9 protein-coding genes and 2 pseudogenes are annotated in these 12,504 nt (G+C 72.2%); 8 read left to right on the forward strand and 3 right to left on the reverse strand.

All coding sequences use genetic code 11. The features are described from left to right. On the reverse strand, positions 1-430 hold a 430-nt coding region (locus tag ACF1FZ_RS04520), incomplete at its 3' end, for a hypothetical protein (protein ID WP_391771886.1). Positions 431-681: 251 nt separating this feature from the next. Between ACF1FZ_RS04520 and ACF1FZ_RS04525 the strand changes: the two are divergent. After that, a pseudogene (locus ACF1FZ_RS04525) lies at positions 682-1,010 on the forward strand (VOC family protein); the annotation flags it as partial. A 130-nt stretch (positions 1,011-1,140) separates the two neighbouring features. On the opposite strand, the gene ACF1FZ_RS04530 reads toward ACF1FZ_RS04525, so the two are convergent. Next, positions 1,141-1,797 carry an NAD(P)-dependent oxidoreductase gene (locus tag ACF1FZ_RS04530; RefSeq protein WP_391771887.1) on the reverse strand — a complete coding sequence of 219 codons (657 nt, stop codon included), beginning with the start codon at positions 1,795-1,797 and terminating at the stop codon, positions 1,141-1,143. A 14-nt stretch (positions 1,798-1,811) separates the two neighbouring features. Between ACF1FZ_RS04530 and ACF1FZ_RS04535 the strand changes: the two are divergent. From ACF1FZ_RS04535 to ACF1FZ_RS04565, 7 genes and pseudogenes are all read left to right on the forward strand, one after another. Beyond that, positions 1,812-3,466 (forward strand): annotated as a pseudogene (locus ACF1FZ_RS04535) (TerD family protein); the annotation flags it as partial. Between the two features lie 157 nt (positions 3,467-3,623). Next, on the forward strand, positions 3,624-4,898 hold the full coding sequence (locus ACF1FZ_RS04540; RefSeq protein ID WP_391771888.1) for a phosphoribosyltransferase family protein: 1,275 nt from the start codon (positions 3,624-3,626) through the stop codon (positions 4,896-4,898). A gap of 826 nt (positions 4,899-5,724) precedes the next feature. Beyond that, a complete protein-coding gene (locus ACF1FZ_RS04545; protein WP_391771889.1) occupies positions 5,725-7,248 on the forward strand; it encodes a sugar ABC transporter ATP-binding protein in 1,524 nt (507 codons plus the stop codon). Continuing rightward, positions 7,245-8,297: an ABC transporter permease gene (locus ACF1FZ_RS04550; protein ID WP_391771890.1), complete on the forward strand. Its 1,053-nt coding sequence runs from the start codon at positions 7,245-7,247 to the stop codon at positions 8,295-8,297. Before ACF1FZ_RS04545 ends, ACF1FZ_RS04550 begins: the two co-directional genes overlap by 4 nt. Beyond that, positions 8,281-9,396, forward strand: a complete 1,116-nt coding sequence (locus ACF1FZ_RS04555) for an ABC transporter permease (RefSeq protein WP_391771891.1) — start codon at positions 8,281-8,283, stop codon at positions 9,394-9,396. Before ACF1FZ_RS04550 ends, ACF1FZ_RS04555 begins: the two co-directional genes overlap by 17 nt. Beyond that, the gene (gene rhaS, locus ACF1FZ_RS04560; protein ID WP_391771892.1) at positions 9,383-10,468 is read left to right on the forward strand and encodes a rhamnose ABC transporter substrate-binding protein; all 1,086 of its coding nucleotides are present in this window, start codon (positions 9,383-9,385) and stop codon (positions 10,466-10,468) included. Before ACF1FZ_RS04555 ends, rhaS begins: the two co-directional genes overlap by 14 nt. 17 nt (positions 10,469-10,485) lie before the next feature. Continuing rightward, complete coding sequence (locus ACF1FZ_RS04565; RefSeq protein ID WP_391771893.1) at positions 10,486-10,800, forward strand: L-rhamnose mutarotase; 315 nt, start codon at positions 10,486-10,488, stop codon at positions 10,798-10,800. 68 nt (positions 10,801-10,868) lie between these two features. Here the strand turns inward: ACF1FZ_RS04565 and ACF1FZ_RS04570 are convergent, their stop codons facing one another. Beyond that, positions 10,869-12,461, reverse strand: a complete 1,593-nt coding sequence (locus ACF1FZ_RS04570) for a von Willebrand factor type A domain-containing protein (RefSeq protein ID WP_391772208.1) — start codon at positions 12,459-12,461, stop codon at positions 10,869-10,871. Between the last annotated feature and the right edge of the window lie 43 nt (positions 12,462-12,504).

The raw sequence follows: 12,504 nt of genomic DNA on the forward strand, positions 1-12,504 counted from the left end.
GGCACGTGCCCGTGTCCTCCCCGATGGAGTTGATCTCGGCGTTGGACCGCGGGTCGCCCGCGTAGTCGAGCTGGTCCGTGCACTTCACGTCGGACGGCGGCTTCTGGACCGGCGGGCACGTGCCCGTGTCCTCCCCGATGGAGTTGATCTCGGCGTTGGACCGCGGGTCGCCCGCGTAGTCGAGCTGGTCCGTGCACTTCACGTCGGACTGGGCGGGCGCGCCCGACGTCTGGGCCGGGGTGCCCGGCGCCTGGGCCGGGGTGCCCGGCGCCTGGGCCGGGGTGCCCGGCGCCTTGCTCTCCGCGGCGCCGGACCGGGGGGTGCTCGCGGCCGCCGCTGATGAGCTGCTCGCGGCGGAGGACGCGTGGCCGGCGCCGTCGTTGCCACATGCCGTCAACGCCAGACCGAGGGCCACCGCGGTCATGGTCATTACCGAGATCTTCCGAGTACGCATGCTGGTGTCTGTCCTCTGCATGGAGTTGTCGCCCCTGGGGAGCGGGCGAGCGAGTGACCGGGCGACTGGTCGTCCGTGTGGCTTCCTGTCCTCCATGAGAGTGGGTGCGGTTGTGCCCGTTGCCTCTTGAACACGCTCAGGACAGGTTCGTGACATGCCGGTGGCCGCACCGTGAAGTCAGCCGCTCCGGGGTTTCGACGAGCAGCTCGCGCCGATACGGTGACCGGATGACGCCGGCCGGGGCGTTCCAGGTCGCCTTCGACCGCACGGAGCCTGAGCGCGTCACTCGTTCCTGGTGCGAGGTGTGGAGGCACGTCGTACCGCCACCACCGCAGGGATGTGCCACGTGAGACGGCTTCGGACGCTCGCAGCCACCTGAGCGACGGGATGTGTCGTTCACCTGCGGCGATCCCTCGGATGTGGGCCCATGCCTGTACTTCCAGCGCGTCCCCGGGGTGGCGGGGCCGCGAAGAACAGGGTGTGTCCCGACACGCGGACCGGCACCGGCCTCGTGGGCGCGGAGCGCCTCGCCGCACTTGAGGCCGGATGCGCGCGACCGGCCCTGCGGCGGCGCGGTACACATGCGCGCGGTACGGCGATGATGATCCGTGTCATTCCGATGCCGAGGGCACCTAGGTCGACGAGTTCTGTATCGACCGGGGCGCCGGGCACGGGACGTGAGCCCCTCACTCGCCTCCGAGCGGACCGGCGGTGCCCGCCAGGCCCTCGTCGCCGTGGCCCCGGGCGGCCCTGTGGCGCATCAGCTCCATGCAGGGGGTGAGAAGCCGGGGGTCGGCGGACTGGTCCCGCGCCGTGGCCAGAAGTGTGTCGTTGGCGGCCGACATCATGGCGAGGCCGGAAGTGACCCCCTCGGTGCAGTCGCCGCTCTCCAGTTGGGCGGCGAGCTCGTGGGCCGCTCCGGACATGACGCCGAGCCGTTCCGCGAGCAGCGTGGCGAACCGGGCCCGGTCGTAGTCCTTCTCAGGGCGCATCAAGGCGAAGGCGTGCGTGATTCCTGCGAACATCCCGGTCATCGCGCTGAGGAGGGCGATGTCGTGCAGCGCCGCTCGGCCGGGGTCCGCGCCGGCGGACTCCGCACCCGCCGGGGCCTCCAGCACCTCGCGATGGCGCTCGAACCGCACGGCGTCGCCGCTGTGGAAGATGTAGCCGCCGGTCTCCGGCCGGCCGGTCATCGGAGGGACGGCCATGATCCCGCCGTCCAGGAAACGAGCCCCGCGCCCCTCGGCCCAACGGGCGCGCTGCCGGGCCTGGACGGGAGTGCTGGTGGTCAGGTTGACCACGTCCTTGCCGTTCAGGTCGATGCCGTCCAGAGCTTCTCCCACGGAGGCGTCGTCGAGACGTGCACGGACTCACCGCCGAACGGCTGCGTGGCGCGCCGACCTTCTATCAGGTCGCGGGAAAGATCAGCGCGATGCTCCAGGACCGGGTGCTGGTCGCCCACAACGCCCGGTTCGACTACGCCTTCCTCCCCATGAGTTCGCACGGGCGGGACTGAGCCTTCCGGTCTCCCGGCGCCTGTGCACCCCTGCACTGAACCGGCGGGTGGATCCGCCGGCCGAGGACCTGCGGCTGGGCACGCCGGCCGCCCGCTACGGCGTCACGCAAGTGGCGGCCCACGACGCCCCGGACGACAGCCGCGTCCTGGCGGGGGTGCTGCGCGGCACCCTGCGGGATACGGCGCGGCTCGGTCCGCCGTTGCCTCTGATCGCCTGTCCGCCCCGCCAGGACCCGAAGCTCACGCCCAGCTCGCCCAAGGCCCCGTGTGCCTTCCGCAATCCGGGGCGCCTGGCCGCCGGCGGCTCGTTGGTCCAGGGCATGAAGGTCGCCGTCACCGGGGAGACCGCCACCCTGCGGCCCTATCCGGCCGGACGTTCCGTTGCCGCCGGGCCGAACCTGATGTCCTCCGTCAGCCGTCACACCAGCCTTCTGGTCACCAACGACCAGGCTTCGGGCTCCGCCAGGGCAAGACGTGCCCTCGCCGAGGGGATCCCCGTGATCGACGAGCTCACCTTCCTGCGCCTGCTCGATGACGTACGCCCTGGCACCCCGCACGAGAGGGCGGCCGGCGCCGTGGTCCCGGCACCGGCTTCCGCCCCCCTTCCCGCGCGGGCAGCACCATCCGCACAGTTCTCCCCCGCCCAGGCGGGCGCCCCTTCGGCAGACCGGGCGCGGACCGCCGCCGCGCCGCCGGTCGGACCCCTGGCCGGACGACGGGTCCTCGTCCTCGGCGGCACCCACCCCGAAGCCGTGGCCGCCCGGACCCGCATCGTCGAACTCGGCGGATCCGCCGCGATCGACCTCTCCGCGGGCGTCACCGATGTCGTGCTGCTCACCGGCGGGGCAGCCGACCGCCGCATGCGCCGGATCCCCTCGCTGGAACTTCCCACGCGTCCGGCCGCCTGGATCGAGGCGCCGGCCGTCGGGTCGCACAACGGGCGCAGCGGCCGGGGGCAGGCCCGGCACGTGCTGCCGCGCGGTGGCGTCCTGGACCTCCCCGAGGGTCAGGCCCCAGCGGTGCCGTGGACCGTCACGGCCACCTGGGTCCAGTGGACGGACTGCGGGATCGACATCGTCGCGTTCGTCCTCGACGAGGACGAACAGGTCTCCTTCGACGAGGACTTCGTGTTCTACGGCGCCCCGGAGAACCCTGCTGGTACGGTGCGCGTCCTCGGGGACGGGCCGACCGAGCAGACCGTCAGCGTCAGCCTCGGCGGGCTCACGCCCTCCGTCCGCCGGGTCGTCGTCGCGGCGGCCGTCGAAGGCGTACTCACTTTCGGCGACGTCGGGGCCATCCAGATCACCGCCGCCCCCGGCACCGGCGCCGCGCCCCTCGCCCGGTCCGCCCTCGACGCCGCGACCACGGAGCGCACCATGCTGCTCGCCGAGTTCTACCGCCGTGGGCCGGTGTGGCGACTGCGCGCCGTCGGGCAGGGTTACGACTACGGCCTCGACGGCCTCGCCCGCAGGTACGGAGTCGAGGTCGCGGGCTGAGGGACAGTGGGGCGCGGGCCGCTGCCGGGCGGCCTCGCCCGTCGCTCGGGCCGCCCCGGTTCGCTCCGTACGCCGGCCGTCCCCGACTTGCCGAACCCGGGCAGATGCGGTGCTCTCGGAGGTGGAAGGGTGCGCCCCTCGTTGGAGGTGAACCACCGTGCTGTTCACCGACCGTACGGACGCCGGGCGGCGGCTCGCCGTGGCGCTGCGGCACCTGGAGCGGCGCGATCCCGTCGTCCTGGGCCTGCCGCGCGGCGGGGTCCCGGTGGCGTACGAAGTCGCGCAGGAGCTGCGCGCCCCGCTCGATGTGATCGTGGTCCGCAAACTCGGGGTGCCGTACCACCCGGAGCTGGGGTTCGGTGCCATCGGTGAGGGCGGGGCACGGGTCATCAGCGACGAGATCGTCCGCCGTGCCGGGCTCCGGGAGAAGGACCTCGTTGCTGTCGAGCGCGCCGAGGAGGCGGAACTCGTGCGGCGGGCCCAGGCGTACCGGGAAGGGCGGCCGCGGCTGTCCCTGAAGGGTCGCGCGGTGGTCGTGGTGGACGACGGGGTCGCCACCGGAGCGACGGCGAGGGCGGCCTGCCAGGTGGCGCGGGCCCAGGGCGCCACCCACGTGGTCCTGGCCGTGCCGGTCGCGTCACCGGATGCCGCCGCCGGGCTGCGCGAGGACGTCGACGAGGTCGTGTGCCTCTCCGCGCCGAACCTGTTCTCCGCCGTGGGCGAGTGGTACCGGGACTTCTCCCAGACCTCCGACCAGGAGGTCGTCTCCCTGCTGGCACGGAACCCTGGAGACGTCGCGACGGCCGTGGAGGTCGAGGTGGACGCGGGCGGGGTCTCCCTCCCCGGGGACCTGGTGCTCCCCCGGGACGCCGGGGCGGTCGTGGTGTTCGCCCACGGATCGGGCAGCAGCCGCCGCAGTCCGCGCAACCGCGCCGTGGCCTCGGCGCTGAACCGTGCGGGCCTGGGCACCCTGCTCTTCGACCTGCTCACGCCCGGGGAGGAGGTCCACCGCGCCAACGTCTTCGACATCGCCCTGCTGGCGGGGCGGCTGGCGGACACCACCGGCTGGCTGAGGTGGCGCGTGCCCCTCCCGGTCGGTTCCTTCGGGGCGAGCACGGGGGCGGCGGCGGCACTGCGGGCCGCCGCCGGGACGGACTCGGGCGTCGGCGCCGTGGTCTCCCGGGGCGGGCGCCCCGATCTCGCCGGGGCCGGTCTCTCCGGGGTGCGTGCGCCCACCCTGCTCATCGTGGGCGGCGCCGACACGACGGTGATCGACCTCAACCGGCAGGCGCAGGCTGCGCTGCACTGCGAGAACCGGCTGGAGATCGTCCCAGGCGCCACCCACCTCTTCGAGGAGCCGGGCGCCCTGGACCGGGTCGCGGAGCTGGCCGAGGACTGGTTCACCACGCATCTGGTGCGCCCGGCCGGCTGAGGGCGACCCGTGGGGGGGGTGTGAGCCGCTGCCGTCCGGGCCTCCCCCTGCCGCCCGGACCCGTCCTGTTTTTTTCCGGGGCGGTCCGGAGGCGGGGAGTGGTGCGTTCATGCGGGTCCGGCCGGCCGGGAACGGAAGCCTCGCGGCGTACGCCGGCGGGATCCGCCAGGTGTCCACCGACGCGTTCTCGGCACCGTCGTGGAACGAGGGCCCGCCGGCGGCTTCGCCACCGCCTGGACCACGCCCGCCCCCTTCCCTCCCGGCCGCAGCTACGGGTACGTCGCCGAGGCGCTGGGCCCCGACCGCCCCGTCCCCCGGCTGTGCGGAGGCATGGAGGCCGACGAACCGGCCGCCGCCCGGCCGTACGCGGCGCGGGGCTCGGTGCGGCGCTGCTGCCGGCGGTCACCGGAGCCGCCCCGGAGGGGAGCGGTGCCGGCTGCTCACGTCTGTGCGCGCCGAGGCGACGCTGCGCTTCTGCCGGCGCGCGGCAGAGCGGGGCTCGCCGTCCTGCTCGGTCCGGGCCATCCGGGAGCCGTGAACGCAGTCCACGGGGAGTGGAGCGATGCGCGACCGGCTCATGAATCGATTCAAACGAACGGAAGACAGTGGGCCGCCTCAAGGGCTGCCAAGGGCGCCCATCCATTCCGCGGGCCATTCCCCTTCCGGTCCGCACACCGCTCCCTTCCAGGAACTTCTCCCCATCAACCCATTGACTGTGCCCGCAATCCCCGTTTAGCTTCCGAGCAACCTCATTGAAACCTTTCATGGGGGGTGGAGCGGAACAGTCCACCGCTTGCGGAACAGTCCCACCGCTTGAGGAGCTCCCATGAACCAGTCCGCCCCGGTCCCGGCTCCGGTCCTGGCCCTGAAAGGCGTGAGCAAGTCCTTCGGCGCCGTACGGGCCCTGCGGGACGTCTCCCTGGAGTTGTTCGCCGGCGAGGCGCACGCTCTCGCGGGCGAGAACGGCGCGGGCAAGTCGACCCTGATCAAAGCCCTCGCCGGAGTGCACCGCCCGGACAGCGGCGAGGTGCTCCTCGACGGTGAGCCCGTCGTCTTCCACGGCCCGGCGGACGCCCGCGACGCCGGCATCGCCGTCATCTACCAGGAGCCGACGCTCTTCCCCGACCTGTCCGTCGCCGAGAACATCTTCATGGGCCGCCAGCCCCGGCGGTCCCTGCGCCGGATCGACCGCAGGGCGGTGCACGGGATGACCGCCGGGCTGATGCGCAGGCTCGGCGTCGATCTGGCACCGGACCGGCCCGCACGCGGGCTGTCGATCGCCGACCAGCAGATCGTCGAGATCGCCAAGGCGCTCTCCTTCGACGCCCGCGTCCTGATCATGGACGAGCCGACGGCCGCGCTGACCGGCAGCGAGACCGCCAGGCTCTTCTCCGTCGTCCGTACGCTGCGCTCCGAGGGCGCAGCCGTGCTGTTCATCTCGCACCGCCTGGACGAGACGTTCGAGCTGTGCCAGCGCGTCACGACCCTGCGCGACGGCCGGTGGATCTCCTCCGAGCCGCTGGAGGGGCTCACCGAGGACGACTTGGTGCGCAGGATGGTCGGCCGCGACCTCGACGAGCTCTACCCCAAGCAGGACGCCGAGCTCGGCGAAGTCGCCCTGTCGGTGCACCGGCTGACCCGCGAGGGCGTTTTCCGCGACGTGTCCTTCGACGTCCGCCGCGGCGAGATCGTCGCCCTCGCCGGGCTCGTCGGCGCCGGGCGCACCGAGGTCGCCCAAGCGGTCTTCGGTGTGGACCGCGCCGACGCCGGCGAGGTGAAGGTGGCGGGCGCGGTGCTGCGCCCCGGTTCGCCGACCGCCGCGATGGACGCCGGTCTCGCACTCGTGCCCGAGGACCGGCGCCGGAGCGGACTGGTCATGGATATGTCGATCGAGCGCAACATCGGCCTGACCGGCCTGGGCGAGGTCCGCAGGCGCGGACTCGTCAGCCGGGCCCTGGAGCACGACCGCGCCGTGGACTGGGCAGTGCGTCTCCAGCTCAAGTACAGCCGGCCGGCCGACGCCGTGGGCGTGCTGTCCGGCGGCAACCAGCAGAAGGTCGTGCTGGCCAAGTGGCTTGCGACCGGCCCCGACGTGCTGATCGTCGACGAACCGACCCGGGGGATCGACGTCGGCACCAAGGCGGAGGTCCACCGTCTGCTCTCCTCGCTCGCGGCGGACGGTCTCGCCGTGCTGATGATCTCCTCCGACCTTCCCGAGGTCATCGGCATGGCCGACCGGGTGCTCGTGATGCACGAGGGCCGGCTCGTCGCCGAGATCCCGCGCGGGAGTGCCACCGAGGAGTCGGTCATGGCCGCGGCCACCGGACGCAACGAGAGGGCAGCGGCATGACCACCGGCGCCGAGAGCCCTCCGGACACCGCGAAGGCGCCGGTGCGGAGTGCTTCCTCGCTCGTGGACGCGGCATTCCGGGCGCGGGAGATCTCCATCGCCGGGGCGCTGGCCCTGCTGGTCCTCGGCACCTACCTGGCCAACCCCCGCTTCCTGTCCGACCAGGGCGTCAAGGACCTCCTGCTCAACGCGTCGATCCTGGTGCTGCTCGCGGTCGGCCAGTCCGCCGTCGTGATCACCCGCAACATCGACCTGTCCGTCGGCTCCGTCGTCGGCCTGTCCGCCTTCGCCTGCGGCAAGTTCGCCGCGGGGAGCGACCACGGTGTGCTGACCGTGATGCTGCTCGGCATCTCGATCGGCGTGGTCTGCGGCCTGGTCTCCGGCGCCCTCGTCAGCTTCGGCAAGGTCCCGGCGCTCGTCGTGACGCTGGGCATGCTCTACATCATCCAGGGCGCCGGCTACTGGTGGGCGCAGGGCGAGCAGATCAGCGCCTCCGAGGTGCCGGAGGCGGTCCTGGGTCTGGGCAGCGGCAGCGTGCTGGGCGTCCCGTACCTGCCGCTGATCGCACTCGTCCTGCTCGCGGCGACGGCGTACTTCCTGCGCGGCTACCGTTCGGGACGCGAGCTGTACGCCATCGGGTCGAGCCCGGAGGCCGCCCGGCTCGCCGGCGTCCCGATCCGCCGCCGGGCGCTCGCCGCGTACGCCTTCTCCGGGGCCGTCGCCGGTTTCGCGGGCACCCTGTGGCTGGCCCGCTTCGGCACTGTCGTCGCGGACAACGCGCACGGCTGGGAGCTGACCGTCGTCAGCGCCGTCGTCGTCGGCGGTGTCGCGATCACCGGCGGCACCGGCACCGTCTGGGGCGCCGCGCTCGGCGCCCTGCTGCTCACCACCATCGGCAGCGTCCTGGTGGTGCTGAAGGTGGACTCCTTCTGGCAGGGCGCCATCACCGGCGCGCTCCTCCTGCTGGCCATCAGCGTCGACCGGATCGTGAACCTGCGGATGACCGCCGCACTGAGGAGGAGGAACGCCCGCCATGACCACGGCGCCTGACACCGGAGCGGCTCCCACGCCGCGGCCCGGCAGGAAACCCTCTCCCGTGCGCGGCCTGGCATCGCGCTGGGACACCGCGGTCGGTGTCCTGCTGGTGGCGGTCCTCGTCGTCGGTCTCGGGAGCACGGAGGGCTTCGGTTCGGCCGAGAACCTCGCGTTCGCCTTCAACGACATCGTCGAGGTCGCCGTCATCGCGCTGCCGATGACCCTCCTGGTCGTCGCGGGGCAGGTCGACCTGTCGGTCGCCTCCATGCTCGGCCTGGGCAGCACCCTGACCGGGGCGCTGTGGGAGGCGGGCTGGGCCTTCGAGGTGATCGTGCCCGTGGTGCTCCTGGTGGGCGTCGCCGGAGGCCTGCTCAACGGCTGGCTGGTCACCGGGGTGGGGCTGCCGTCCCTGGCCGTCACCATCGGCACCCTGGCGCTCTACCGGGGCCTGGCCTCGGTGGTGCTCGGCAGCGACGCGGTGACGGACTTCCCGCGGGTGTACGCGGACTGGGCCGTCGACACCACGACCGTCCCCGGCACCTTCCTCACCTATCCGGTGCTGCTCTTCGCCGTTCTGGCCGTGGTCACCGCGGTGGTGCTGCACGCCACCGGGTTCGGCCGCTCGCTCTTCGCGATCGGAGCCCAGGAGGAGGCCGCGTACTTCGCCGGAATCCGGGTCAAGCGGATCAAGCTGCTGCTCTTCGTCCTCACCGGGCTGTTCTCGGCCTTCGCGGGCGTCGTCTTCACCCTCCGGTACGGAAGCGCGCGTGCGGACAACGGGCTGGGCTTCGAGATGCTCGTCATCGCCTCCGTCCTGCTGGGCGGCATCGACTTCGACGGCGGGAAGGGCACGCTCTTCGGCGCGGTCGCCGGTGTCCTGCTGATCGGTCTGCTGAAGAACCTGCTCACGCTCAACGACGTCGCCAACGAGGTGCAGGTCATCGTGACCGGGCTGCTGCTCGTGGCGTCCGTCCTGACCCCACGGGTCATCGCCACGGTCGTCGGACGACGGCACAGTCGGGCCGCGAACACCCCCGGTCGCCCTGAGGCCCCTCCTCTCCCCGCGCCTTCCCGCACTCCTCCGAAAGGCACACGCCGCCATGATGCTCCGTAATGCCGCCGGGCGCCGCGCCGTCGCGACCGCGGCCACCGCCGTCTCCCTCGCGCTCGCCCTCACCGCCTGCTCCGGAACCACGAAGGGCAGCGAGGAGAGCGGGAGCGCGAAGGCCGCCGGCTCCGCGAAGGCCGATCCGGACGCCCCGCTGAGGAAGGGCCTGAGGATCGCCTTCCTGCCCAAGCAGATCAACAACCCGTACGAGAAGATCGTCGACGAGGCGGGCATCGCGGCGGCGAAGGAGTACGGCGGCACGGGCAAGGAGGTCGGTCCGTCCGACGCGAACGCCTCCTCCCAGGTCTCCTACATCAACACCCTGATCCAGCAGCGCCAGGACGCCGTCCTCATCGCGGCGAACGACCCGAACGCGGTGTGCGGGCCGCTCAAGCAGGCCATGAAGAAGGGCATCAAGGTCGTCGCCTACGACTCGGACACGGCGAAGGACTGCCGTCAGCTCTTCATCAACCAGGCGAGCTCGGAGGAGATCGGCCGCAGCCTGGTCCGGCACCTCGGTGAGCAGATCGGCCACAAGGGCGAGATCGCGATCCTGTCGGCCACGCAGAACGCGACGAACCAGAACACCTGGATCAAGTACATGAAGGAGGAGCTGAAGCTCCCGAAGTACAAGGACATGAAGCTGGTCAAGGTCGCGTACGGCGACGACGCGGACCAGAAGTCCTTCCAGCAGACGCAGGGCCTCCTGCAGGCCTACCCCGGCCTCAAGGGCATCATCTCCCCCACGACGGTCGGCATCGCCGCCGCGGCACGCTACCTGAGCGGCTCCTCGTACAAGGGCGAGGTCGTGCTCAACGGGCTCGGCACGCCGAACCAGATGCGCACGTACGTCAAGGACGGAACCGTCGAGCAGTTCTCGCTCTGGAACCCGGAGGAGCTCGGCCGCCTCGGCTCGTACGCGGCCGCGGCACTGGCGTCGGGGCAGATCACCGGTGCGGAGGGCGAGAAGTTCAAGGCGGGCAAGCTCGGCGAGTACACCGTCGGCAAGGACGGCGAGGTCATCCTCGGCGAACCGACCGTCTTCGACGCCAGGAACATCGACACGTTCGACTTCTGACCGGAGGGGGCGGCTTCATGCAGCGCGTCTGCTTTCTGCTGAAGGTCCGCGAGGACCGCAAGGACGAGTACCGTGAGCGCCACGCGGCGGTGTGGCCCGACATGCTCGCCGCGCTCTCGGAGGCGGGCTGGCACAACTACTCGCTGTTCCTGCGCGAGGACGGCCTGCTGGTCGGTTATCTGGAGACGGAGGACTTCGACGCGGCCCGGAAGGCGATGGCCGCGACCGAGGTCAACGCACGGTGGCAGCGGGAGATGGCCCCGTTCTTCGAGCAGACGGAGGCCGCCGACGAGGCCGTGGTCCCGCTGCCCGAGGTCTTCCATCTGGCCTGAGGACTCCCGTCCGGGCCGTGCGGGCCGGGCCCGGCGGAAGCTCTCCTCGCCGGGCCCGGACGGCCGCGTCAGCCGGCTTCGCCTTCGCCCCCGTCACCGGACGGCCCGTCGCCCCCGCCGTTCTCGAGCCGGTCCGCCTGCTCGATCGCCGTGGCGAGTTTCGCCACCGAACTGTCCTCGGTGGAGGCCGCCAGCTTCCGTGCACGGGTGGCGAGTTCACCGAGGCCGGGCGTTCCCGGGAGGTCACCGCCGCGCAGCGTGTCCGCGAAGTAGGCGGCCACCGCCGTCACCTGGAGCCGCTCCGCGGCGCCGTCCCAGAGCTTTCCGTCGATCGCGCCGGTCCCCACCGCCCCGGTCTCCTCGTGCGCCTTCCGTGTCTTCGGGTCCAGCCAGCGCACCGTCGCCGTCGCCACGTGTCCGGAGGCGCCCTCCCGCAGCCGCACGGCGTAGAGGGCGGTCACCGTGTGGCCGGGGCCCACCTCGCCGCCGTCGACGCTGTCGTCCCGGAAGTCCTCGTCGGCGACCTTGCGGTTCTCGTAGCCGATGAGCTGGAACTGCTTGACCGTCTTACGGTCGAAGGCCACCTGGGCCTTGGCGTCGCGGGCCCGGAGTTCGACGTGGGCGGGCAGCTGGTCGACGAACACCTTTTCGGCCTGGGCCTCGTCGGCGATGTAGGTGGTGTTGCCGTCGCCCTTGTTGGTGAGGCGTTCCATCAGCTCGTCGCCGTAGTCGCTGCCGACCCCGACGCCGAACAAGGTGATGCCGTACTCCTCGCGCGCGTCACCGATGCGTTCCAGGATCGCGCCGGCGTCGGTCTCGCCGGTGTTGGCGAGCGCGTCGGAGAGCAGGACGACCCGGTTGGTGGCGCCCTCGCGGTGGCCTTCGACCGCTTCGTCGTAACCCCGCTCGACGCCGGCCGCCACATTCGTGGAGTCGGCGGGTTCCATCTCCTCGACGGCGTCCCGGACCTTGGTGCGGTTACCTCCGAGACGGGTCATCGGCAGCCGGGTCTCGGCCTCACCGCTGAAGGTGACCAGGGAGACGGAGTCGTCGTCGCGCAGTTCGCCGGCGACGATGCCCAGCGAGGTCTTCACCAGGTCGAGCCGGCCCGGCTCTGACATGGACCCGGAGATGTCGACGACGAAGGTCAGTGCGGCGGGCGGGCGTTCACCGGCGTCCGAGGCCGCCTCGGTGGCCAGCCCGACCCGTACGAGCGACCAGTCGGAGGCCGCGCCGGGCCGGGCGCCGTCGACGTGCACCGAGAAGCCGTTGCCCTCCGGCCCCTTGTAACCCTGGCGGAAGCTGTTGACGAATTCCTCGGGGCGCACCGTGTCCGCTTCCGGCAGCCGCCCGTCGCCCAGGGTGCGGCGTGCGTATCCGTAGCTGGCGGTGTCCACGTCCAGGGCGAACGTCGACAGGTAGTCGGGCGCCGCGCTCTCCCGCGCGGTGCCGTCCTCCGCCGCACGCGCCCCGTCCTCCTGCTGTCCGGGCGTGACGGCCGGGGCCCGCTTGCCCCCGGCCGGCCCGCCGCTGCCCGCGACACCGCGGTCCGCGGTGGCGGATTCGCCGCCCGTGCCCGACCCGCTGCAACCGGTCACCAGGATCCCGCCCGCCAGGAGCAGTGCGAGCGCTCCCCTGTACGTCCTTGCCCTGCGGTCCATCCGTACCCCCCACGTCGTAGACATTCGTGAATGTGACGTGTGA

Origin of the sequence: Streptomyces sp. NPDC014623 (assembly GCF_043088245.1) — a bacterium.
In the GTDB taxonomy this organism is placed as follows: domain Bacteria; phylum Actinomycetota; class Actinomycetes; order Streptomycetales; family Streptomycetaceae; genus Streptomyces.